The sequence below is a fragment of the Bacillus sp. SRB3LM genome, from assembly GCF_015712745.1.
In the GTDB taxonomy this organism is placed as follows: Bacteria; Bacillota; Bacilli; order Bacillales; family Bacillaceae_G; genus Bacillus_A; species Bacillus_A thuringiensis_K.
The window spans coordinates 244,057-268,410 of sequence record NZ_VWVQ01000076.1; the positions used below are offsets into that span (position 1 = coordinate 244,057).

Here is a 24,354-nt window from a genome sequence, read left to right on the forward strand (position 1 = left end):
TCCACTTACATTTCCTTTCTTCAACTAACTCTTTAAATCTTAAACTCATTACATCCCTTCCATACATAAAAAATTCTCATGTTCATTGATATTATATTTGAATAATTATTCATTTGATCTCCCAGCGATGTTACGTTTTCTCGACAAAAAAACTCGCTCTTTTTAGAGCGAGTTTTTTCATTATATATTATTGACCTTTGTACATTGCATCTACTTGTTTTTGAAGTTCCTCATTTTCTAAGAACTCATCATAAGTAGCCTCTTTATCGATTACACCGTTTGGTGTTACTTCGATAATGCGGTTTGCAATTGTTTGTACGAACTGATGGTCATGAGATGTGAATAAGATTGTACCTTTGAATGCGATTAAACCGTTGTTTAACGCTGTGATTGACTCAAGGTCTAAATGGTTCGTTGGATCGTCAAGTGTGATTACGTTCGCACCACTTAACATCATTTTAGATAACATACAACGAACTTTTTCGCCTCCAGATAATACAGAAACGTTCTTCTTAACTTCTTCACCTGAGAATAACATACGGCCTAAGAAACCACGTAAGAAGCTTTCAGACTCATCTTGTGGAGAGAATTGACGTAACCATTCAACTAAGTTGTAATCACTGTTCTCAAAGTACTTAGAGTTATCTCTTGGGAAGTAAGATTGAGAGGTTGTAACACCCCATTTGAATGAACCACTATCCGGCTCCATTTCACCCATAAGGATTTTAAATAATGTTGTCATTGCAATATCGTTACGGCCGATAAATGCAACTTTATCACCTTTATTTAAAGTGAAGTACACATTATCTAACACTTTTTCACCATCAATTGTTTTAGAAAGACCTTCAACAGTTAATAAGTCATTTCCTACTTCACGCTCAGGTGTGAAGCCAACGAATGGGTAACGGCGTGATGACGGTCTAATATCATCTAATGTAATTTTGTCTAATAATTTTTTACGAGAAGTTGCTTGTTTCGCTTTAGAAGCGTTTGAACTAAAGCGTGCAATGAAGTTTTGTAACTCTTTTACTTTCTCTTCTTTTTTCTTATTAGCATCTTGTGTTAATTTTAAAGCTAATTGGCTTGACTCATACCAGAAGTCATAGTTACCAACATAAAGCTGAATTTTACCGAAATCAAGGTCAGCCATGTGCGTACATACTTTATTTAAGAAGTGACGGTCATGGGATACTACGATAACTGTGTTTTCAAAGTTCATTAAGAAGTTTTCTAACCATTGAATCGCTTTTAAGTCCAAGTGGTTGGTAGGCTCATCTAATAATAGAATGTCAGGTTGACCGAATAAAGCTTGAGCAAGTAATACTTTTACTTTCTCTGCCCCAGTTAATTCTGACAATTTCTTATCATGAAGATCTTCACCAATACCTAAACCTTTAAGAAGGATTGCAGCTTCTGACTCAGCTTCCCAACCGTTAAGCTCAGCGAACTCACCTTCAAGTTCAGCAGCACGCATACCATCTTCATCACTAAAGTCTTCTTTCATGTAAATAGCATTTTTCTCTTGCATTACTTTGTAAAGTTGCGTGTGACCCATAATTACTGTTTCTAATACTGGGAACTCTTCATATTCGAAGTGGTTCTGTTTTAATACTGCTAGACGCTCACCTGGCGTAATATGTATGTCACCTGTTGACGGTTCAATTTCTCCAGATAAAATCTTTAGAAATGTTGATTTACCAGCACCGTTTGCTCCGATTAAACCATAGCAGTTACCTGGCGTGAATTTTATGTTAACATCTTCAAATAATTTGCGATCCGCGAAACGCAAACTAACGTTACTTACTGTAATCATTTGTGTCCTCCTACTAATACCGCTTATTTCAGCGTTTTCTCACCGATTGTCTTAAAAAATCGCATATTACGACTCAATTATTGTAGACTATAGCTATTATATAGTAGAAGCTGGATGAATAGCAACGGTTGATTACCTTTCTACAATGAAATCGGATAGTTTTTGTCCATTCCCCTAGCTATTGTATGTATATCATCGACCTCTTTCTCATATAACCTTTCACTGCTCATTCTGTAATATATCGGATTCATTTTCTTCTGAAATATTATATACCGAAAAAACTGTAGAGAAATCATTCCCTACAGTCTCTTCTTATTTCGTATTTATTATTTTCTCTTTGTAACTCTTCATTTTACTCGTTAACCCTATTAACGCTGGTAATAATATCGGCATCACAATTAAAGCTAATAGAAGAAGTGCAACGCCAACTACTGATGCAACTTGTATAAGTGTTAATACACCTGATGGAATTAATGCTGCAAATGTCCCGCCTAAAATTAGCGCAGCTGATAATACAACTCCTCCTATATGACGAGATGCAGTTACAATTTTCGTTACCGAATCCCCTTCTATCTCGTTATAGCGCATCATTACGAAAATACTATAATCCACTCCTAAAGCGACAATCATAATGAAGCTAAAGAATGGAACATTCCAGCTTAATGACTCTACATGTAATACATGTGCACTAATTTGTTCGCTTATACCAAGTGATGCAAAGTACGCCAATAGTAATGAGCCAATAATAAATATTGTGTTTAGTAATGAGCGTGTAATTACGATTAATACAATCGCAATGCCAATCAACATAATCGTAGCTGTACGTAAGAAATCTTGCCCTGTTACTTCTTTTAAATCCACGTTTCTAGCTGTTGTTCCGCCAATTGCTGTTTTCGCATCATGTAATTCCGTTCCTTTTACAGTGCCATCGATTGTTTTATTAATTTCTTGAATAATTGGCATCGCTTCTTTTGAATACGGATTTACATCTAAAATGATAGTCATTTTAGCAATTTTTCTATCCTGTGACATGTACGTGTTCAATGCTTTTTGGAAATCTTCTCCCTCTAGCACTTCTTTTGGAATATAAAACTTCTCAGAGCTTTTCGATTCATTGAGCTCCCCTAAATATTTCTGTGCGTCATGCAGGCCATTACTTACTTTTCCAAGCCCTTCTGTACTTTTAGATAAACCGGATTGTAATTGGCCCATCTTTTCTTGCAGATCTTTAAGGCCCGTTAAAAGTTGTCCTTGCCCATCGTTTATTTTCGTTAATCCAGACTGTAACTCAACTGATTTATTTGCAATTTGTTTTGAACCTGAAGAACCTTCATTTAATCCATTTTTAAGATCGGCTGCTCCCTTTTGTAACTTATTAACTCCATTGCTCATTTCTTTTAAGCCGTTATCCACTTTCAGTAACGATTGATTCGCTTCTTTAAATGAACTCATCGCCGTTTTGTGCTGTGTTGCTAATTGATTTAATTCATTTGAAAGTACGCTTAATTTCTTTTGAGCCTCTTTAGCAATTCCTATCGTTTGTTGTATGTTTGGATCATTCGCTAATTCTGGTTTCGTTTGAACGAAATTGGTCATTAACATTTCAATTTGTTCATATCCCTTTTTCGCACCATCAATCGCTTGAGAAATACTTCCGAAGTATTGATCGTAAGAGTTTAAACCTTTTTCTAACTGTGCATAACCAGCATGCAGCTGCGACGTTGCATTAGATAGAACATTTATATTTTCGTTTACTGAAGCTAAACCACTCTCAATTTGCTGTGCTCCTTGTGCACCGTCGTTTATGCCATTTGATAATTGATGTAAAGCTGTTCCCAATGCTGATACCCCGTTTTTCGCCTCGTTCGTTCCATCAATTAATTTTTGAACATTCGCAAGACTATTTGAATCATTACTTCCCATTTTATTTTTCGCATCTGTTAATCCATCATTAATTTCCTTTATGCCACCATCGACATCCCCTAATCCTGTATTCAATTCTCCCGCTTGCTTATTTAAATATAATTCTTTTATCTTCTCACCAGTTGGACGTGTTGGTGCATATACTTCTGACACACCTTTAACTTTCGAAATTTTATCAGTTAATTCGTCTAAAATTTGTAGAGAAGTTCCTTCATCCAGCTTTTTATCAGATTGAATGACTAATGTACTCGGTGAAGAGAAACCAGGCGGAAAATGATCCTCTATTACGTTAATACCCATCTTGGATTCATACTTATTATCCACTTCAAATAAATCATTGTAATTAAGTGTATTAGAGTATTTTAATACGAAAGGAATCGATATTACGACTACGATGATTAAAGCGACAAATGGTCTTGCTACTGAGTTTTTCGCAAAGAATCCCCATAAACGACTATCCTCATGACCTTTAAATGTTTTTACTGGATAAAACATTCCTTTTCCTAAAAGCACCATAAAAAATGGATTTAACGTAGTTAATACGAGTAATAATACTGCGACACCAATTGCTACGGCTGAAGTAGATTGATATAATTTAAAACTCGCTAAAGCAAGAGATGCAAAACCAATTAGTACTGCTATCCCACTATATAAAACGGTTTTCCCTGCCGATTTAAACGTTTCTTTCGTAGCTAAAAATGCATTTTCTTGTTTACTTAATTCTTCCTTAAACCTTGTATATAATAAAATGTTATAGTCTGTTCCAACCCCAAACAGGACAACAACTACAAACACTTGTGTAAAGTTAGAAAACGGAAAATTAAATTGATCTACTAGATGGGCAATAATCCCCATTGAAACTAAATATGATACACCCACTGTAAGCAGAGAAACGATTGGAACAATTGGTGAACGAAATACAATGATTAATACAACTAAAATGAAAATGATAGAAATAACTTCTGTCTTTTTCACTCCCTCTTGAGAGGATGTAAGAAAATCACCCGCTATTAAATCACTTCCTGTTAAGTACGTTTTAACTCCCTTCGGTTTAATTTTATTATGAAGCCCATTTGCAATTTTTGATATTTCACCATGTTTTTTATCTACAGAAATTTGCGTTAAAATGGTCGTATTGTCTTTAGATATCAATTGTTTTTCCAAGTCTTTATTATCTAAATGTGAAACAACTTCCTTAATTCCTAATTGCTCTTTTTCATTTTGTAAAGCGTTGATTGTTTTTATTATTTCATCTTTTTGCTCAGTTGTTAAAGCTGCTTTACTTCCACTATTAAAAACAGCTATAACATCATATTTTTCTGTCCCGTCTTTATCCATCTCTCTTATCATTTTGTCAGCGATACTACTTTGCTCTGTATTCGGAATCGTAATATGCCCTTTTTCTTTCACTAATTTATCCATATTAGGCATCGTTACGATCATTGTAATAGTAATAACTATCCATAATAGAAAAGATAAACTTCTCCAATTTTTTAGCTTACTCATTTTAATCATCTCCCGTTTTGAAAGTATAATGTTAGTTCCGGAATGAATATTCATTCCTATTATTTTGAAACTATTTTTAGGAATGAACGTTCATTCCTATCATTCTATTGATTTATTCTATAGACCCTATTAAACTAATCTTTTCCGGAATGAATGTTCATTCCTTTGGTTGCACAAATACCCTCTCCTACTTTCATTTTTTAAATCTATTTAGGAATGAATATTCATTCCTGTCCTTATAAAGCTATAGAATCAAATGATTCTAATAGCATTCCAAGAGCTTTCTTCCAATTCTTTTACTAACTCTTTCGAGTATTCTAATTGCCCTGTTGCAATTACTTTCGTTAATGCTTCTAGCGGCTGATATACAATAATAATTAAAGCAACTGGAGGCAACGGACGAAGAAAACCTTTTGCGATTCCATCTTCAATAATATTCATAAAGAAGCCTATAAAATCGTCAAATATTTTCTTACTTTGTTCATCAAGAAAATAACTGTCACAGTGAGAATTTGTAAATAAAAAAGCGTCCACATTGTTTCTCGCAAATTCAAATAAACGGTTGTACGTATGACTAAACTGTTCACGAATATTTGCTTCAACAGGAAAATCTGTTTTTATCATTTCAGAAAGCTCTAACATACTTTTTGAAAATAATGAGTTAACTAGTGCCTCTTTATTTTCAAAATAGCGATAAATAGTACCCGCACCGACTTTTGCCTTTTCAGCGATCATTGGAATTGTCGTACCATCGTAACCACGCTCTGCAAAAAGTTGCATCGCAGCATCAAAAATATCCTCTTGTTTGTTTTTAGCCATTTTTTCCACCTCTATTTTTAGGAATGAAAATTCATTCCGTTTTTAATTATAAATTACAGGGAATAAAAGTCAAGTGCCTGACAACGTATAGTTGCGATTCTATTCTCTTTTATGTGAATAAAATTATATCAGCGATTTTCAGGATATATCAACTTACCGACAAAAATTAATACGATGAGATGGAGTTATCCCAAAATTTTGTTCGAAACAACTCCATCTTATATGCAAATTAAAAGAAATCATAAATAAACGGCTTACGCACTGGTACTAAATTCTCAAATGACCGTATTACTTCGTCACTTCCACTAATGAATTCCAGTTCATTTAGTTCTAACGGACGTTTATATCCAAGCATTATTGCCGATAGCGCAGTTATATCCAGTTTAATTCCTTTTTCCGTTGTTTCTTCTACAATTGTTATTTCATGATTTGCAAGTCTCACTGTTATGTTATTCCATGGAGCAAATGCGTCTGTAATGTTTAGGATCACTTCTTGCTGTACATTGTTCCAATTCAACTCATATTGTTTTAAAAACTGCTCCACATCTACAATTCTTCCCATAAAATATGGTTTTATTTCTGTCTTCACGCGTGGCTCTTGCAATGTATATAATAATGGTTCGCTCTCACTTACTGTCATTTCAATTTCTTTAATCATAGAATCATGCTGACAAATAAAGTTCCACAGACCATTTCGTGCTTCATTATGCAGTGGTACAAATTCTTCTACTGTCATTTTATAGTTTTCTATTTTGTATAACATGTAACCTGCTGCCTTTTTATTTTCATCATAGTAAATGGCTAATGTTAAATCATCATAAACCGCTTGTAACCACCAGTTCTTCTCTCGAACTAACATACATGAAAAACGTTCTGCAAATGCTTCATAGAGCTTCTCGACTTCTTCTGGATGATTTTCTTTATTAAAACGTTTCACAGTACCATTTACTTGTTTTTTCATTACTAAATCGCTCTTACTCATATGACATTTGAGTAGATTCGCACAAAGTTCCCAGCCGTATTTACGATAAAATGAAACAGCAAATGGATGTAACATAGAGACTGTATAGCCATCTTTTTTCATTGTTTGAAGTGAATGTTGAAGTAGCTCTTTTACATACCCACTTCTTCTGTACTCTGGATACGTCGCTACTCCTGCAACGCCACCCATTTTAAATTTTTCTTTACCTATGTAAATATGAAACGGAATGAGATGTAGTTTTGCAGCTAAGTCTTCCCCTTCCATAATGCCGTATATTTCATGACTTTCCTTCATTTTTGTAAGTTGCTGCTGTAATCGTTCCTCATCTACTTTATATTGAAAAGCGTATTCTGATAAACGTAATGCTTCTCTGAACTTATCTTCTTTTAATTGTATGACATTCATATAAATCTCCTCCATTCTCTGTTTGAATTGTATCATAATTCTTACTATTATAGTTCGGTAAGTGAAACTACAAGAACGTTTTAACAAAAAAAGCAGATACATCACGTATCTGCTTTCCATCCTTTTTATTTAGCTAATTTTTGAAGTTCGTCAAAGAATGTAGGATATGATACACCTACTGCTTCTGCATCTTCAATAATTGTTTTTCCTTCTGCTAGGCAGCCAGCAATTGCAAGCATCATTCCGATACGGTGATCACCATAACTATTTACTATATTGCCTTTTAGAGCTGATTTTCCGTAAATGATCATACCGTCATCAGTTGCTTCTATTCGAGCTCCTAGTTTCGTTAACTCAGCAACGACTGTATCAATACGGTTTGTTTCTTTTACTTTTAATTCGTGTGCATCTTTAATTACTGTAATTCCTTCTGCTTGCGTTGCCGCTAATGCAATAACAGGAATCTCATCAATTAATCTTGGGATAATATCCCCGCCAATTTCAATTCCTTTTAATGAAGATGTTTCAATCGTAATGTTTGCAGCTGGTTCTGATGATCCTTCGTTAATTGGCTCTACAGTGAACGTAGCACCCATTTTCTCTAAAACATCAATAATACCTGTACGAGTTGGATTCATCCCTACATTTTGTAATACTAGTTTACTATTTGGAATGATTGCACCGGCTACTAGGAAAAATGCAGCTGATGATACGTCACCTGGCACTTGAACATCTGTTGCTGTTAGCTTTTGTCCACCTGCAAGTTTCACTGTTTTTCCTTCGCGCGTTACTGTAACGCTAAATGCTTCAAGCATTCTTTCCGTATGATCACGGGAAATATGTGGTTCTGTAACAGCTGTTACACCTTCTGCGCGAAGTCCTGCAAGTAAAATAGCTGACTTTACTTGTGCGCTTGCTACAGGCGAAGTGTATTCAATTGCTTTTAAATCTCCGCCCCGTATTGTTAGCGGTGTAAACGTTCCTTCTTCCCGCCCATCAATGTTTGCACCCATTTGTTTTAATGGATTTGTAACACGTTTCATCGGTCTTTTTGCGATAGATGCATCACCTTGTACGCAAGAGAAAAATGGTGTATTTGCCAAAATCCCTGACATTAAACGTATAGTTGTACCAGAATTACCAACATCTAATACAGCTTTCGGTTCTTGTAAACCTTCTAATCCTTTGCCAACTACAGTGACTTCATCACCGTTTTGCACGATGTCTACTCCCATTTCTTTAAAACAAGAAATCGTACTTAAACAATCTGCACCGGGCAAGAAACCTTTAATTGTTGTTTTTCCTTCTGCAATCGCACCGAACATGACAGCGCGGTGTGAAATGGATTTATCTCCTGGAATTGTAATGTTACCATTTAATCCGTTATTAACAGGTTGTATCGTTCTTTCCTTCACGTTTTCACCTTCTCATTTAAATTGTTTCATAAGTTTGGTATTTTTCTTCTCCAAGCGCTAGCTTTGCTTTCATACGATCTTCTTCTCTTTGGAAGCTAATGCGTAATACCCCAAGCAATCCTTCACGCGCTTCTAATATTTGCAAGTTCGTAATACTAATTTCTTCGCGCGCCAAAATACTCGTAATATGAGCCAATGCCCCTACTTTATCTAAAACATCGACGTATAAGTCGTGATAGGCAGGAATTGCCCCTCTCTTTCGTACTGGTAAAGAGTCACGGTATTCTTTCGCGTCTGCAAAATAGTTTTGAATCTCGCCTGCATCTCCGGTCGAAACTGTATCATATAAATCTTCCATTTCAGAGATCCACTCTTTTAATAATACCATTAAATGCTCACGATTTTGTTTAACAATATCACTCCACATTTTTGGGCTACTAGATGCGATACGTGTAATGTCTTTAAATCCTCCGGCAGCTAGTTGATGAATGAGCGGATTATCTCCTGCATGTTTCTCCACTTGCTTTACTAACCCAGCTGCGATAAGATGCGGAAAATGACTAACGATCCCTGTTACATAATCATGTTCTTCCGTATTTAAAACGAGAAAATGAGATCCCGTTCCATTTAACCAACGCTTAAGTTCTTCTACATGTTCATTTGGCACATGATTCATCGGCGTTAAAATGTAAAATGCATTTTCAAATAAATGCGCTTTTGCACTTTCAACGCCTGTTTTATGAGAACCTGCCATCGGATGTCCGCCAATGAAAGAAACTTCTTTTGAAAACAAAGCTTCCGCTTCATTCATAATCGTCCCTTTTGTACTACCAACATCGGTTACAATCACATCTTCTCGTAAACGAAATGACGCTAATTTGTGTAATAACTTCTTCGTTTCTTCAACTGGAGAAGCAAAAACAATTAAATGTGCCTCTTCACATGCATGCTGTAAATTAATTGCTATTTCATCTACTACATGTAATTCTTTTGCACGCTCTACTTGCTCTTTAAATATATCGTACCCTGTTATCGTTACATCGTGCTCTTTCTTAATTGCTAATGCGAGAGAGCCTCCTATTAAACCTGTTCCAATTAATACTACCTTTTTACGCATTTTCCTCATCTCGAGACTTTCTTTTTTTATTTTCAAAGTGTTGTTGTAACACTGAAATCACCCCTTCATTTTGCTCCCTTGTTCCGACTGTAATACGGATACCATTCGGGAACGGACGAATAATAAATCCTGCGTGTGCACAAGCTTCATAAATCTCTCCAGCATTCTCAACTGGCAAGAAGATGAAATTTGTTTGCGATGGATAAAATGGAATTTCATTTTCCTTACAAAAGCTTTCATATTGTTGTAATCCCTCTGTATTTACACGAACTATTTCCTCAATAAACTCATCGTCACCAAAAGCAATCGTCGCTGCTTTTTGCGCTAATGAAGATACGTTAAATGGCAAACGAACGACATTTAATTTTTCGATTAACTCTTCCTGTCCAACCGCATATCCAACGCGGAAAGAAGCTAATCCGTACGCTTTAGAAAATGTTCTAAGTACAAGAATATTTTTATGTTTTTCTAAAAGCGGTAATGTCTCTGGGAAATCTTTTGCTGTTACGTATTCATAGTACGCTTCATCAATGACAATTAACGTATTTTCACTAATACCTTCAATGAATTGAGTCAATTTTCGGTCATTCACATATGTGCCTGTTGGATTGTTCGGGTTACAAATCCATACAATTTTTGTATTGTTATCTACTACTGAAGAAATTTCTTCTAAGTCGTATACACCGTTATTTAACGCAACTTCCTTCACTTCGCAACCTTCTATAATTGCATGATGACGGTACTGCGGGAATGTTGCACCTGCTGTTACAATGTTATCTCCCGCTCGTAATACGGCGCGGCTTATTATTTGAATGATTTCATCTAAACCACTACCACAAAGTACTTGTTCCATTTGCACATGCAACTTATCTGCGATTGTTTGACGGAGCGTTGTAGCGCCTCCGTCAGGATATAAAGCATGTTCCAACCAAGAGTTTTGCAACTCTTCTAAAACTCTCGGTGAACAACCAAATGGATTTTCATTCGATGCTAATTTCACAAACAAATGATCTCCGTACACTTCTTTCATTTGTTCTGGTGATTTACCTGGTTTATATGGTTGTACTGATGATAGTTGATCTTTTACTTGCACGTTAAACCCACCTTTTTATTAAAATTCTTTTGCGTAGTTATTGTGTTGCATAATATTTTGTTTTAATAATTCCATACGATCTTTTCCGAATTGTTCGACTAGAGCATCTGCAAGTTCCCATGCCACAACAGATTCAGCTACTACACCCGCCGCTGGTACTGCGCAACTATCAGATCTTTCAATACTCGCTTGGAATGCTTCTTTCGTATCAATATCAACGCTTGCTAACGGTTTGTATAAAGTAGGAATCGGCTTCATCACGCCTCTTACGATAATTGGCATACCTGTTGTCATACCGCCTTCTAGACCGCCGGCATTATTCGTTTTTCTCGTGTATCCTTTTTCTTCATCCCACAGAATTTCATCATGCACTTTGCTTCCTGGTTGTCGTGCCGCTTCAAAACCTACGCCAATTTCAGCACCTTTAAATGCATTTATACTCATAATTGCACCAGCAAGTTTTGCATCTAATTTACGATCGTAATGGACGTAACTACCGACGCCAATCGGCATACCTTCTGCAATGACTTCCACAATACCACCGATTGAATCTCCACTACTTTTTGCGTTGTCAATCGCATTCATCATTTCTTGCTCTACTTCTTTATCTAAACATCGAACTGGTGAGTTTTCAGTAATTGTTTGAATTTCTTCAATCGATAAGTTTGAAATATGTTTTGCTTTTACTCCACCAATTTCAAGAACATGTCCTGCAATTTCCACGCCTAATTCGCTTAAAATTTGTTTTGCAACTGCACCAGCAGCTACACGAACTGTCGTTTCTCTTGCAGATGACCGCTCTAATACGTTTCTTATATCACGATGACCATATTTAATTGCTCCATTTAAATCTGCATGTCCGGGACGTGGTTTTGTAATTGTACGTTTCATGTCTTTACTTTCTTTTTCCGAAATTGGCTCTGCACCCATTACTTTCGTCCAATGTTTGAAATCATCATTTTTTACAATTAACGTAATCGGTGATCCAAGTGTCATCCCGTGACGAACACCACTTACAATTTCAACTGTATCTGTTTCAATTTGCATACGTCTTCCGCGTCCATGACCTTTTTGTCTTCTTAATAATTCTTTATTAATATGTTCCGCCGTAAGTGTCAAACCGGCTGGTACACCTTCTAAAATAACTGTTAACTGCGGTCCATGTGATTCTCCAGCTGTAATGTATCTCATTTCTCTTGCCCCTTTACTATTTTTTTGTACAAAAAAGTCCCTACTGAGCGCTCAGTAGGGACGATGTTTATCGCGGTACCACCCTAGTTGTAGACTTCTTTCGTCTACCTCTCTTCTTCTTTAACGATCGTTTGACCGTCTTCCCCTCCAAAAGTTGTCGGGAAAGATGCTCCAAGGCTGTAATTCATGCTTACCTTTGTACTGATTCACACCGACCATCAGCTCTCTTTAACAGTGAGATAAGCACTACTGTTTCCTCTTCAACGCATATATGATATGGAATTAAGATAATTTATTTTTGAAACCTTTTAACTCATCAATGAATCTATGGAATTCTGGAATGTCCATTTGTTGTGCAGAATCTGATAATGCAACTGCTGGATCTGGATGAACTTCAGCCATTACTGCATCTGCGCCAATTGCAAGTGCCGCTTTCGCTGTTGGTAATAATAAATCTCTGCGTCCAGTTGAATGTGTTACATCAACGATAACTGGTAAATGTGTTTCTTTCTTTAAAATTGGTACTGCAGAAATGTCTAATGTGTTACGTGTTGCTCTTTCGTATGTGCGGATACCGCGCTCACAAAGAATAATTTGATCGTTACCTTGCGCAATGATGTATTCCGCTGCGTTAATGAACTCATCAATTGTTGCTGCTAATCCACGTTTTAATAATACTGGTTTGTTAACTTTACCTACAGCTCGTAATAAATCGAAGTTTTGCATGTTACGTGCGCCAACTTGAATTACATCAACGTAGTCTAATGCCATTTCAACATCGTTCGGATTTAAAATTTCACTAATAATTGCTAAGTCAAACTCATCTGCTACTTGACGTAAAATTTGAAGTCCTTCTACTCCTAAACCTTGGAAATCGTATGGAGAAGTTCTCGGTTTGAATGCACCACCGCGCATTAATTTTAAGCCTTGGTCTTTCATCGCTTGCCCTACTTGGCGAACTTGTTCTAAGCTTTCTACCGCACAAGGTCCCATGATGAATGTTTGTGTTCCGTTACCAATCAATTCACCTTTTACATCAACGATTGTGTTTTCTTGTTTCTTTTTACGTGATACTAATAACGCTTTACGGTTATCATCTTCTTGTAACTCTAAGCTAGCTTTGAAGATTGTTTTGAAAATATGTTGAACTGTTGATGTTTCGAATGGTCCTTCGTTATGCTCTGCGATCATATCAAGTACTTCACGCTCACGTACTGGATCAAAGCGTTTCGTACCTTGTACTTGCTTTTGCTCTCCAATTTTTTGAACGATTTCACCACGTTTGTTTAAAAGGTGTAATAGTTGTAAGTTAATTTCATCTACCTGTTTACGTAATTGATCTAATTCATGATTTGCCATTTGGAAATCCTCCTCTAATGTTTTAAAAGTATAGTAAGAGAATAAAAAATTCTCTATTTTCTGAACTGACTAATTATACAAATTTATAGTGGAATCGATACCTCTTCTTATCTTAAACTAATAATTCGTACAAAGACATGAACTACTAGTTAGAAACCCACTTTTTTGTACAAAAAAGCCCTACTGATCCAATCAGTAGGGACGATATTTATCGCGGTACCACCCTAGTTGTAGACTTCTTTCGTCTACCTCTCTTCATTGTTAACGATCATCTGACCGTCTTTCCCTTCATAAAGACAATACTATCTTTACTACGAAAAAGATGCTCTAGGACTGTAATTCGCTCTTGTTTATGTACTGGTTCGCACCAACCACCAGCTCTCTGTTACAGGGAAACAACAACTACTGCTTTTCCTTTCAATGCATGACTATTTTATTTTCAAGTTGGACCACTAAAATACAAAAAGTCCCTACTGAATAAATCAGTAGGGACGATATTTATCGCGGTACCACCCTAGTTGCAGACTAACTTTCCGTCTACCTCTCTTCACTGTTAACGATCAATTGACCGCTTTTTCCTCATAAAGACAAACTATCTTTATTACGAAAAAGATGCTCCAAGACTGTAATTCATGATTATCCCTGTACTGGTTCACACCAACCACCAGCTCTCTGTTACAGTAAGATTAACCACTACTGTGATCTCTTCATTGCACTTTGTTTATTCAAATGTTTTTTGAAATTGAATAAGTATGATTCGTATTATAGAACGCTTTTCAAAACACTGTCAACAACTTTTTATATATTTTTTAAAATTCCACTTTCGTCCTATAATTCTTTTTGTAAATCACCCATTACAATTCCTATGCGAATCATTTCATTTTCTAGTAAATGTAAAACATATTCCTCTACTTCATACTGAACTAATAATTCTTTTATTTGTATGATTTCTTTTTCAAATAAAACGGCTTCGTGACATGTTTGTAGTAAAATAAAAAACACATTTGCAAATATTTCTTTATGCGCTTTCATACTTTCTTTTTTATGAAGCATTTCAATCAATAACTGCTTCATTTCCTCACCTGTACATTTACCATGTACACTTGAAAATGCACGAGACATAATACATAATCCTTTTTCTAATATTTCATCCATGTATAAAATAATACGTAAAAGCATTACATATTCTCTTGCAGTTATCTCACCCATTTTTGGTCGTTCTCGCAAAAATACACTGAGCCAAGCTGTCCAAAATTTTTGTTGTTCTTTTACACTTAATGTTTTGACGTAATAGCATAAAAACTGCATAAACTTAATTTTATTTTCTTCATTTTCTAGTATGAGTAACGGGTATAACCAATCTGTTTTTTGCTCCCAATATAGTACACATTTAATAAATACAAAGCTAAGCCACTTCAAGAAAGCTTCTCTCGTATGCGGATGTAATACTTCCAAATGTTCTATCGCATACTTAATAAATCGCTTCATTTCTGTAAATAAAGGTAAATTTATTTGCGTGTAACATAAGCCGGCCCATGCATATTCCGTAATCTCATTTTGTTTTTTTAAATCTAAGTATGGTAACAAATATTTTCGGCACCATTGTTTTTCAATATGATATAAAAATGTAATATCTGCTATTAAACGGGCAAACATAAAGTTTGTTCGTTCCGAATTAACTCTTACTTGTTCTTCAAATAAAAATAAATATTCATATACATTACGATCGTATAAATGATCATATGATAACAACTTTAATAATACAGCCGTCATTTTTCCAACTGGATGCTGAATTGATTCATTATAAAAATCTTGTTTCCCAAGCTTAAAATCTGTATCACTCTTCATAACTTGAGGAAACACTGAAAAAGCAAATCGTTTTACAACACGTATACTATTCTCTTCTAACTCTTCTAGTCGATTACTAACTTCATATAGAAAACTACTAATTAACCAATGAAAAGCGGTATTTCTAACAAATTTCTGCAATAGCGGAATAATTTTTTGGATTTGCTCATTCGTCAATCCTCGATTATTTCGCCATTCTCTAATACAAACAAACCATACTTCATTACTTATTTCTTGCACTCCTACTAATCGGTATGCAAATGAAATACTCCACTCTGTGTTTAATTTACATGCTTTTGATAACATCTCTAAAAAATGGCGTTGTTCAAAAACACCATCTTGCGAAAATTGCTGAACTTGCTTCATAATTTCAACATCTTTCAGCTGCAATAATCCGTCAGCAGTTACATTGCAAGTAATGCTTTCTGCTGTATCTTCTTTCTTTTGTACACTGTATCGTTCAGAATGAAAATGAGGATGCTTTTGCTTCATTAACTCATACCCATTTGCCGTAGATGGGCTACTCGAATCACACTTGAATAATAAGTCTAATACGAGACATGCATCAAATACCCTCTCTTCTGTAAGATGCTTTATTACAGTTCGAGTGACTTCTTCTTTTGTTTTTTCTAAACAATGTGCATAATGCCTTTTTAAAAGTTGAAAAACTTCGTGTTTATAAGTGAAATCTAAAAGAAGTCCTTCATGTAACAACCATTTCATTTTGTCATCTACACGAACAAAAATATTTTTATTCATCGCATCAATTGCAATTCGCTTTTGAAGTACACTATTTGCTTCTATCATTTCTGTAATATAATAATCCGCTTTTTTCTCATTGTTTTCGCATAAATAAGTTAGACACTCTTTTACAATTCGTATTAAAAATGCAAGATCATTTTGATGAAACTCTTTCTCTACATTTTCCTTATTTCTTTTTTTCAGTGCCGTTTGTCTTAACGACAACATTCTCAATTTTTCTAATCCAATCATCATAATTGGAACAGCATAATAAGCGATATATGGCCTCATCTTTTCGTTCCAAATTTGCTCCACATGAGAAAATGTAGATACTGGTAAGCGACTCGATTCCTCGAGTTCTATTGATTCTTGCGTATCATTCCCCCATTTTCTTACACGTTTCAACTTCAGTTTTCCGTCTAAAATAAAAGTTAGTAACAATAAGGCAATTTCTTTATGCTCAGGAAAAGAACATTTTTGCAGTAACTTAGAAATCTTTTCTATAGAGCTACTATCTTTTTCAGCTGTTTCTAATAAAAGGAGTGTCCACCTTGCAAACAACAGCGGGTCCATCTTACTCTTCGTTTCGTTTAAGTAGTTACAAATTGTTCTCCATAATAACGGTGATATTTTAGAATAGTTTTTATAAATTAATTGAAATAATTCTTTCTGATGACTAAAAAGAAATTGTTCCACTAACCATTCTGCAAGTAATTCATCTACTTCATTATAGTTTGGCGTAAGCATAAACAAATTTTGTAATTTACCTTCTGCTTCTAACCATTCGACCCATTCATAATCATGAGCAAATTCCACAAAGTAACGTACTGTTTCAATTTTTTTAATCGATTGCTTTATGTATGATAATTGTTCCTGTTCTACTGACGGGGGAACCGTTACAATATCCCGAATACGCATTCTTTTCGTAATATAATTATCACCCATTAATTCAGCCCAGCGTTTTACCGCTTTTACGAGGGATTGATGATTATTCACCTTATTCGGATACACAATTGGTCTTATCCCTAAATGTTCCCAATGGTACGTATTTTCTCCTTGTGCGACAAAAGCAAATCGTCTTGTACTTGGTGGTAAACCAGTTGCTAAATATTTCATTACTGGGTCATTATGACTATATCCAACGAATAAAACGGTGTAATTTGAGAATAGATCAACTAAAAATCTTCTTGCCCATCCTTCTGTTAAGTAAGCCCTTCCAAAATCACCGTCTGTTAAAATTAAAGCCTCTTTCTCCTGTTCTACATTACCATGTATATAAGCAAGACCTTTAAAAGCTCTCCCAGTCGGTAAAGCTGGAGCGTAATAAACATTGATATCTCTATTTATTTCCTTAATTGCTGTTGTAAAATGTTGATCAAAATTTGTTGTTACAATGCGGATATCTGTATCTAAAGGAAATAGCCTTGGAATTGCATAATGCAATGGATTCGGTTTTGATTTCTCTATATGAACAAGATCTCTTGCGACTTGATGTACATCTTTTGTTTTCGCAATTTTACCAAGATAATAATCATGTGGTTCTGTTATTTCGCGTTTTTCGACATATAACGTTTTTGCAATTTCATCAACTAAATCATCAAAATTCGGTAAGTTTGATTTCCCTTTCATAGAAACTCCCGCTCCAACAAATAACACTAACTTTCCTTGCTCAAGGTGATCAATTAACTCATCTGGAATTTCTACTTCTGAAGTAATCCACATCCTGGATTCCCCCTTACCTAAAAATGTCATACACTCTCATTTTACTATAACATTTTTTCAATGTTTTTATAATATTTAGACTAAATTCCGAACATGAAAAAGTTTTATATAAATAAATCCGTTACAATGTATGAACTTCAGAATTTATTGAAAAACTATGTATAAATCGGAGGTGTAAATTTTGAATGATTTCACAGTAGTGCTTATCAAGTTTATATCGTGCATTATCGCATTTAGCATTGGGCTTGCTTTATTTTTCCCTGCAACGTTTGTTCAAATTATTTCATTCAGTCTCTTTGTTACAATCGTATCCTACATGTTCGTTGATAAAATTATTTTAAATCGAATTGGCAATACTGGTGCCATTATGTCGGATTTCTTATTAACATATTTAAGCGTATGGATTTTCGGTAATATTTTATTAGACAACTATATGCAAATTGCATGGGGCAGTATCCTTTCTGCCATCGTCTTCACTTTATCTGAAGTAATCGTTCATCGCTTCTCTAACTCTCATACAAGGCACAACAATGATAACATTCGTATTAATCGCCGCTTTGCATATGGTACGGAGTTTGCTGAAGAACAAAATATATTGGATAAAGACAAGAAGAAGTAACATTTTAATGCAGGAGCACCCTTTTTAATTATGTGGTGCTTCTTTTTTGTATATTTTCATTATGGTACGTGAAATTATATAAACGATTATTTCAAAATATCGACTTACCGACAATATTTGACGCTTTTTTCTAATAAAAAAACTACCTCTTATTTAGAGGCAGCCACTTTCAAGTCTTTTAATGCAACAACATCCGCAAACGCTCCCAATACTGCGTTATGATGTTGCACAATATCTTCAGCACGTAACACTTCTGTATTAAATGTACTATGCGCATCACTCACTAACGTTACTTTATATCCTTCACTACATGCTCTGCGCGTTGTCGTATCTACACAATACTCTGTTTGCATTCCCGAAAGAATAACGTGTTCAATTCCTTTCTCTTGTAACACTTCGCTTAAGTTTGTATTATGGAATGAATCTGGAGTCGTCTTTTCAACTATATTATCTCCTTCTTGCGGAGCGATGGCCGCATGGATTCGCCATCCATCCGTACCTTTTTCTAACGGATGATCTTTAGGACCGTTATGTTGGATATAAATAACTGGAATATCATTTGAACGACATTCCCTAATAAGCTCTTGCAATGTTTGTAAAAACTTTCCCCCATTATGTACTGGCATTCCAGCTGTATACATACCCGCTTGCACATCAATTACGATTAATGCTTTTTTCATTTCACACATCCCCCTTTGTTTGTATAAGCCATTATTATTGTTTATATTCCATCATCCAACAATCTTCTAATTTCCCCTCATGCAACTCATGTTCCTTTAAAATCTTTACTTTTTTAAATCTACTTTTTTCATAACACTTTATTGCTCGTTCATTATTTACTTTCGGATCCATTGCAATTGCTTCTGCTCCCATTTCACCCATAATATATGTAATTGCTGCCTGAACGAGTTTTGTTCCAATTCCCTTTCCCCAATAGGCTGGTTCACCGATAAATTGGTCCATACCCCATACATTTTGTGATTCTTTATAGCCATATAACGCTTTCCACTCTGAATCCACTGGGTACATTTGTATGTAACCAATCGGAACCGTATCAAATTCTATTAAACATCTTTTTTCATTACTGTTTGGACTATGTATAAAATGATCAAGCACCTTTTCTACAGATTGCGGATTATCTCGTCCTTCGTAATACCGCAGGACTGCTGGGTCCGTTAACCATTTAGAAATGATAGATGCATCATCTTCCATTACGTATCTAATCAATAAACCTTCTTTTTGAAAAAGCATATTATACCTCTATTATTCCTTTATATTTTTTCTTGCTGTTACATCTTTCATTGCACCTACTAATGCATATGGTAGTAATGTAATCGCAAAAAATGCTGTAAATACGTTAAATTGCGGGATTGTATAGAGTGTGAACCATTCAGTGAAAAATTGAGAATTTAATATTCTATTAAAAAACTCTCCGCCTGGCCTAAAGTTTGGTGCCCACCCAGTGATTTCACACAAAATAAAGTGAAACTTTAATCAGTGGGGGTTTTGTTCATCCCCCACTGATTATCAGCCCTCACCAATCGGGCTTTTACGGGCAGTTGATCCCCCACCTAACTTCTTCGCTTTCGCTGAATTTTGAGGTGGGGGGCTTACTGCCCGTTAATGCGGGATAAACAGTAACTGAACAATAAAAAATGCCCCTAGATAACGAAACCAAGTCCGTTTCCATATAGGTTGTGCATTTTTTAATATATCCCCCATCTTACCCCCTCCTTAAATATCCATCATATTGATTATACACTTTCCTCACTTTATTTGTTAAAATTTTCTATATAATTAATGCTGTTGGGGGGAATACATTATGTCTAATCCTATATTTACATCCACTTTAATCATTCTTAGAGGAAACTCCGCAAGTGGTAAAACAACGATTGCAAAACAACTACAAGAACATTTCGGACAAGGGACACTTTTAGTATCACAGGATGTTGTACGTAGAGATATGCTTAGAGTACACGACACAATGGGTAATTTATCACATGATTTACTATTTGAAATTACGAAGTACGGAAAAGGAAAATGTGAATTTGTTATTTTAGAAGGTATATTGAACAGTCATAGGTATGGTGAGATGTTAAAAGAATTAATTCGTTATTTTGATGAAAATGCATTTGCATATTACTTTGATTTATCATTAGAGGAAACTATTAGACGACATAACACAAGGGACAAACGACATGAATTTGGTGAAGATTCCCTACAAAAATGGTATAATCCGCACGATACTATTAAGGTTGCCAGAGAAACTATTTTTACAGATAACTTTACGCAAAAAGATATATTTGATGCAATTCTTAATGATGTTGCGATCAAAAAACAAGCCTAACATAATATGTTAGGCTTGTTATGTATTTTGTATTTCAGTTTTTATAATTAAACAATCTATACATAAATAATAGTATATATTCATTTCCCCAAACTGGAAATCAACTACTGAAATAAGTCCACGTTCCTCAATATCTTGAGTAATTGTAGCAACATATTTCATCTCTTTCGCACAAGTTGGACACGCCAAATCCTTTGGAAGATCATCATATAACGGTACCCCTAATAATCTACATACATATTCAGAACCGAACAAGTTAAAAGCTTCCCAGTAACTATCTTCATCTGTAGGTATATCTTCATTTTTCATATTTATAAGCTTTACCGTTGTTTTTGGTAATAAAACTGGTAACTTATATTCCTCTTCCATTATCCATTCTTCTGTATTTTGCTGCTGTATGATTTGAACAGTTTTCCCTCCATCACTTAACTGAAAATATTGCGGTTCCCATACCATCGCGCAGTTCAAGCATGAAACGAATGGTAAAATATTTAGTTCATTACTTTTAAGTTCAGCAAGTCTCCCATCTTTTAAATCAAAACAGAGAATTTGATGCATCTTTTCACCGCATAACTTACATACTGGCAAATTACAATCTTGACCGCCAAAATAATGATTATATGAACCTCTTCCTTCAATTACTCTATACCCTTTCCTTTCTTTGCAATGTGCACCATATAATTCTGTTGTCATATTCTATCCTCGCCTTTTATAAGAATGATTCACAAAATGATAATAATTAAGACTAAAAAACATCGTCTTCCTGAATAGTTTCCATAATAAATTCTTTTAAACTCGGAGATATTTCTTCCATTTCGTCATCCGCGTGATACCAAATGTATATTTCATCATCCATTTTTCCATTATTTATTTTAAAGCACAATTTATCCCCTGAACCATCGTCACCAATTATGATAAGGTTTTCTGGCATATACTCATCTCTCATGTCAACATTTTGTCTAACTATATCATCCCAAGTTTTCGTTACATTTCTATTATCTTTAATCGGATATAGTATCCATTCCCCTATTTCAGCATTATTAACTAATTTAATAAGATCCCTATATTGATTTGGGAAAGCAGCACCTAACTTTTCTTCAGTTTCTTTTATTTGCAGCTCCAATACACCTTGTTTCTTTGTTTCAATATATTCTCTTACTTCTTTCATGAAATACACCTATCCTTTGAACTTAATTACACTATTATGAGTGAAAGTGTTTAGTAAACGATTTGATCCAATTTATACATTTCATTATACGTTAATCCTTCGTTTTCAACATACTACTCTTCTCTACTTCTCAATAACCTTCTGTTCTACTTCCTTACCTCATTCTTAATAGTTTTATTTTCTAAACATCATACAATTTTTATGTTTTGTTACAGGTTTAGTAATAAGCCATTTAAAAATCCTATTATACTTCCACTAAAAAAATAAAAGCCAGCCTCAATAATGAAGTGACCCCCGAAAGTTAGACAGGTCGTTTCATTAGGCAGCCTCTAGGGTATGAGCCCGGTATTGTACTGGGCTCATACCCTTTAATTTTGCCTTAATTCTTTTATGATTATAGTATTCTATATACTTTGCTAACTCTTGTTTGAAATGTGTTATACTTTCAAATTCTTTTCGATACAGAAATTCCGATTTCATGATACCGAAGAAATTTTCAATAACGGCATTGTCATAACAGTTTCCTTTGCGAGACATACTTTGAGTTATGCCACAATTCTTAAGAGAATGACGGTATTGTTTCATTTGATAGTGCCAACCTTGATCAGAGTGAATGAGGAGTTTATCCGGATCGGTTACACAATAAAGGGCTTGGTCCAACATCGTTGAAACAAGGGAATAGGTCGGTCTTGAACCAATTGTATACGTGATAATTTCACCATTAAATAAATCCAACATTGGTGATAGGTATAACTTCTCCCCAAATAACTTAAACTCCGTAATATCTGTAACCCACTTTTCATTTGGTTTTTCAGCTTGGAAGTTGCGATTTAAAATATTTGGTGCAATTTTCCCAACTGTCCCTTTGTAAGAGCGATATTTTTTCATACGAACCAGACATTTTAACCCTAATTCTTTCATAAGACGATACACTTTTTTATGATTTACTTTGTGTCCACGATTCATAAGTTCATCACGAATACGACGATAACCATAACACCCATCGTGTTCATTATAAATAGCTTGAATCAGTTCTTTTACCTCCGCATTTGGATCAGGACGATTAAAATGTTTCATCCAGTAATAGTACGTACTACGTGGAATGTTTGCGAGTTGAAGTAACTCCTTGATAGGAAATTCATGCCTTAACTCGTAGATTACTTGCGCTTTGTCTTGTTTGGTGATTTTTCTTTGTTTTGAACTAAGGCATTCAACTTTTTTAAATATGAATTTTCCATACGTAAACGCTCATTTTCCGCTTGTAAGGCTTCGATTGATCCTTCATCTACTGGTTTTATTTTTTTATCTTTCATGGTTGGACGCCCCTTTTTCTTTGATTGTAGGGCATCCAATCCTCCTGTTTCATAAGCTATTTTCCATTTCCGAAGTGTTTCATAAGACGGTATATTGAAAAGTGCCGCTGTTTCTCTGATAGATGTCCCGTGTTCATTCATATAATAAAGTACATCTAGTTTATACTGGGCTGGGTAGAATGTATAGCACTTTTCAAAGGCCTTTTCACCTGAAGACTCATATCGTCTAATCCACTCACGAAGTACGCTAGGGTTAACTCCTATAGATTTAGCAATTGTTTTTCCACTTTCTGTACCATCTAAATATCGTTTCACCGCTTGGATTTTTTCTTTTGAAGAAAATTTAGCCATAAAAAATGCACCTCCAATTGTTAGACTGTGTCTAACAATTGGGGTGCACTTCATATAGACTAAGGCTTTTTTATTAACCTCAAAAATACCCTTACCCAGTATTTTTATTTTCGACAAAAAATAGCCGGGGGTATATTTCACTATCTCATCGTTAAAAGTTTGCTCTTCGCATTTATAGGAATATTTGCAACCTCAATCTCTTCAATCGATTCACCGTAACGTCCTTTTGCAAAAACCTTTAATGCTTCATCTCTCTTTAACATATGCTTAACCGTTTTCTTTATTTTCTGCTCTCTACCACGTTCATCGAATGCAATAAATTCATATTCATACCACTCATCACCAATATGCTGACCAATTGTATTCACAACCGTATAGTATTCTTTCGTCTTATAAAATGGATTATATTTATCGATAACCGGTCCAAGTTTCGTAGGCAGTAACATTACTACTATCACTATCATCGCTATTATAGTAGTGATCATTTTTTTCCTCATAATAAACATTCCTCCTCTGCAGGATATATATACATCCATTTTAAAAAGGGGGAATAAAATCTACTATTGAATCTCATTACATTACACTTACATTTTTGTAAGAATTAAAAAAGGTGAACGAATTT

The 24,354-nt window shown here is 34.9% G+C and carries 19 protein-coding genes, 1 pseudogene and 3 other annotated features; of the genes and pseudogenes, 2 read left to right on the forward strand and 18 right to left on the reverse strand.

The features are described 5' to 3' along the window. Positions 1–187 precede the first annotated feature (187 nt). The 10 genes from F3I02_RS22505 to F3I02_RS22550 form a co-directional block, all read right to left on the reverse strand. Positions 188–1,813, reverse strand: coding sequence for an ABC-F family ATP-binding cassette domain-containing protein (locus tag F3I02_RS22505; RefSeq protein WP_000633864.1), 1,626 nt, complete (start codon positions 1,811–1,813; stop codon positions 188–190). A 312-nt stretch (positions 1,814–2,125) separates the two neighbouring features. After that, positions 2,126–5,242, reverse strand: coding sequence for an MMPL family transporter (locus tag F3I02_RS22510; protein WP_196478462.1), 3,117 nt, complete (start codon positions 5,240–5,242; stop codon positions 2,126–2,128). Positions 5,243–5,494: 252 nt separating this feature from the next. Then, a complete protein-coding gene (locus F3I02_RS22515) occupies positions 5,495–6,061 on the reverse strand; it encodes a TetR/AcrR family transcriptional regulator (RefSeq protein ID WP_001107300.1) in 567 nt (188 codons plus the stop codon). A 229-nt stretch (positions 6,062–6,290) separates the two neighbouring features. Next, a complete protein-coding gene (locus tag F3I02_RS22520; RefSeq protein ID WP_001100922.1) occupies positions 6,291–7,448 on the reverse strand; it encodes a GNAT family N-acetyltransferase in 1,158 nt (385 codons plus the stop codon). Positions 7,449–7,573: 125 nt separating this feature from the next. Further along, positions 7,574–8,863 carry a 3-phosphoshikimate 1-carboxyvinyltransferase gene (gene aroA, locus F3I02_RS22525; RefSeq protein ID WP_074593331.1) on the reverse strand — a complete coding sequence of 430 codons (1,290 nt, stop codon included), beginning with the start codon at positions 8,861–8,863 and terminating at the stop codon, positions 7,574–7,576. A gap of 16 nt (positions 8,864–8,879) precedes the next feature. Further along, on the reverse strand, positions 8,880–9,980 hold the full coding sequence (gene tyrA / locus F3I02_RS22530; protein ID WP_001228129.1) for a prephenate dehydrogenase: 1,101 nt from the start codon (positions 9,978–9,980) through the stop codon (positions 8,880–8,882). Continuing rightward, positions 9,973–11,073, reverse strand: coding sequence for a histidinol-phosphate transaminase (hisC, locus tag F3I02_RS22535; protein WP_196478463.1), 1,101 nt, complete (start codon positions 11,071–11,073; stop codon positions 9,973–9,975). The genes tyrA and hisC overlap by 8 nt, the downstream gene beginning before the upstream one ends. Before the next feature lie 18 nt (positions 11,074–11,091). Further along, positions 11,092–12,264 carry a chorismate synthase gene (gene aroC / locus F3I02_RS22540; protein WP_001269424.1) on the reverse strand — a complete coding sequence of 391 codons (1,173 nt, stop codon included), beginning with the start codon at positions 12,262–12,264 and terminating at the stop codon, positions 11,092–11,094. 53 nt (positions 12,265–12,317) lie between these two features. Next, positions 12,318–12,537: a binding site (T-box leader), on the reverse strand. Positions 12,538–12,546: 9 nt separating this feature from the next. Continuing rightward, entirely contained in the window at positions 12,547–13,623 is a 1,077-nt protein-coding gene (locus tag F3I02_RS22545; protein ID WP_196478464.1) for a bifunctional 3-deoxy-7-phosphoheptulonate synthase/chorismate mutase, read from the reverse strand. Positions 13,624–13,817: 194 nt separating this feature from the next. After that, positions 13,818–14,053 (reverse strand) — a binding site (T-box leader). Between the two features lie 54 nt (positions 14,054–14,107). Continuing rightward, positions 14,108–14,343, reverse strand: a binding site (T-box leader). Positions 14,344–14,451: 108 nt separating this feature from the next. Next, positions 14,452–17,934, reverse strand: coding sequence for a DUF4020 domain-containing protein (locus tag F3I02_RS22550; RefSeq protein WP_000265218.1), 3,483 nt, complete (start codon positions 17,932–17,934; stop codon positions 14,452–14,454). A 181-nt stretch (positions 17,935–18,115) separates the two neighbouring features. Here F3I02_RS22550 and F3I02_RS22555 point away from each other — a divergent pair, with 181 nt between their 5' ends. Then, positions 18,116–18,553: a YndM family protein gene (locus F3I02_RS22555; protein WP_000997702.1), complete on the forward strand. Its 438-nt coding sequence runs from the start codon at positions 18,116–18,118 to the stop codon at positions 18,551–18,553. Positions 18,554–18,702: 149 nt separating this feature from the next. Here the strand turns inward: F3I02_RS22555 and F3I02_RS22560 are convergent, their stop codons facing one another. The 4 genes and pseudogenes from F3I02_RS22560 to F3I02_RS22575 form a co-directional block, all read right to left on the reverse strand. Next, on the reverse strand, positions 18,703–19,233 hold the full coding sequence (locus F3I02_RS22560; protein ID WP_086409544.1) for a cysteine hydrolase family protein: 531 nt from the start codon (positions 19,231–19,233) through the stop codon (positions 18,703–18,705). A gap of 34 nt (positions 19,234–19,267) precedes the next feature. Further along, positions 19,268–19,804 carry a GNAT family N-acetyltransferase gene (locus F3I02_RS22565; RefSeq protein ID WP_196478465.1) on the reverse strand — a complete coding sequence of 179 codons (537 nt, stop codon included), beginning with the start codon at positions 19,802–19,804 and terminating at the stop codon, positions 19,268–19,270. Positions 19,805–19,816: 12 nt separating this feature from the next. Further along, positions 19,817–20,035: pseudogene (locus F3I02_RS22570) on the reverse strand (YfzA family protein); the annotation flags it as partial. A gap of 138 nt (positions 20,036–20,173) precedes the next feature. Then, positions 20,174–20,275 (reverse strand): YfzA family protein, encoded by a 102-nt coding sequence (locus tag F3I02_RS22575; RefSeq protein WP_000502344.1) that lies wholly within the window; start codon positions 20,273–20,275, stop codon positions 20,174–20,176. Between the two features lie 100 nt (positions 20,276–20,375). Between F3I02_RS22575 and F3I02_RS22580 the strand changes: the two genes are divergently transcribed. Continuing rightward, on the forward strand, positions 20,376–20,900 hold the full coding sequence (locus F3I02_RS22580) for a kinase (RefSeq protein ID WP_000070081.1): 525 nt from the start codon (positions 20,376–20,378) through the stop codon (positions 20,898–20,900). A gap of 18 nt (positions 20,901–20,918) precedes the next feature. Here the strand turns inward: F3I02_RS22580 and F3I02_RS22585 are convergent, their stop codons facing one another. The 4 genes from F3I02_RS22585 to F3I02_RS22600 form a co-directional block, all read right to left on the reverse strand. Continuing rightward, positions 20,919–21,593 carry a hypothetical protein gene (locus F3I02_RS22585; protein ID WP_000206087.1) on the reverse strand — a complete coding sequence of 225 codons (675 nt, stop codon included), beginning with the start codon at positions 21,591–21,593 and terminating at the stop codon, positions 20,919–20,921. A gap of 52 nt (positions 21,594–21,645) precedes the next feature. Continuing rightward, positions 21,646–22,068 (reverse strand): SMI1/KNR4 family protein, encoded by a 423-nt coding sequence (locus F3I02_RS22590; RefSeq protein ID WP_000665936.1) that lies wholly within the window; start codon positions 22,066–22,068, stop codon positions 21,646–21,648. Positions 22,069–22,386: 318 nt separating this feature from the next. Continuing rightward, a protein-coding gene (locus F3I02_RS22595) for an IS3-like element ISBth10 family transposase (RefSeq protein ID WP_085960089.1) occupies positions 22,387–23,732 on the reverse strand; the annotation gives its coding sequence in 2 pieces (ribosomal slippage) (positions 22,387–23,291 and positions 23,291–23,732; 1,347 coding nt in all). A gap of 140 nt (positions 23,733–23,872) precedes the next feature. Continuing rightward, positions 23,873–24,229: a YxeA family protein gene (locus F3I02_RS22600; RefSeq protein ID WP_001227798.1), complete on the reverse strand. Its 357-nt coding sequence runs from the start codon at positions 24,227–24,229 to the stop codon at positions 23,873–23,875. Positions 24,230–24,354: the final 125 nt, after the last annotated feature.

Bases quoted from the DNA above. Each gene is read 5' to 3' on its own strand.
- F3I02_RS22505 (WP_000633864.1), bottom strand. From the start codon at position 1,813: ATGATTACAGTAAGTAACGTTAGTTTGCGTTTCGCGGATCGCAAATTA.
- F3I02_RS22550 (WP_000265218.1), bottom strand. From the start codon at position 17,934: ATGTGGATTACTTCAGAAGTAGAAATTCCAGATGAGTTAATTGATCAC.
- aroC (WP_001269424.1), bottom strand. From the start codon at position 12,264: ATGAGATACATTACAGCTGGAGAATCACATGGACCGCAGTTAACAGTT.
- F3I02_RS22565 (WP_196478465.1), bottom strand. From the start codon at position 19,804: ATGCTTTTTCAAAAAGAAGGTTTATTGATTAGATACGTAATGGAAGAT.
- F3I02_RS22515 (WP_001107300.1), bottom strand. From the start codon at position 6,061: ATGGCTAAAAACAAACAAGAGGATATTTTTGATGCTGCGATGCAACTT.
- F3I02_RS22560 (WP_086409544.1), bottom strand. From the start codon at position 19,233: ATGAAAAAAGCATTAATCGTAATTGATGTGCAAGCGGGTATGTATACA.
- F3I02_RS22545 (WP_196478464.1), bottom strand. From the start codon at position 13,623: ATGGCAAATCATGAATTAGATCAATTACGTAAACAGGTAGATGAAATT.
- F3I02_RS22510 (WP_196478462.1), bottom strand. From the start codon at position 5,242: ATGAGTAAGCTAAAAAATTGGAGAAGTTTATCTTTTCTATTATGGATA.
- F3I02_RS22585 (WP_000206087.1), bottom strand. From the start codon at position 21,593: ATGACAACAGAATTATATGGTGCACATTGCAAAGAAAGGAAAGGGTAT.
- F3I02_RS22520 (WP_001100922.1), bottom strand. From the start codon at position 7,448: ATGAATGTCATACAATTAAAAGAAGATAAGTTCAGAGAAGCATTACGT.
- F3I02_RS22600 (WP_001227798.1), bottom strand. From the start codon at position 24,229: ATGAGGAAAAAAATGATCACTACTATAATAGCGATGATAGTGATAGTA.
- F3I02_RS22575 (WP_000502344.1), bottom strand. From the start codon at position 20,275: ATGGGGGATATATTAAAAAATGCACAACCTATATGGAAACGGACTTGG.
- F3I02_RS22590 (WP_000665936.1), bottom strand. From the start codon at position 22,068: ATGAAAGAAGTAAGAGAATATATTGAAACAAAGAAACAAGGTGTATTG.
- F3I02_RS22580 (WP_000070081.1), top strand. From the start codon at position 20,376: ATGTCTAATCCTATATTTACATCCACTTTAATCATTCTTAGAGGAAAC.
- tyrA (WP_001228129.1), bottom strand. From the start codon at position 9,980: ATGCGTAAAAAGGTAGTATTAATTGGAACAGGTTTAATAGGAGGCTCT.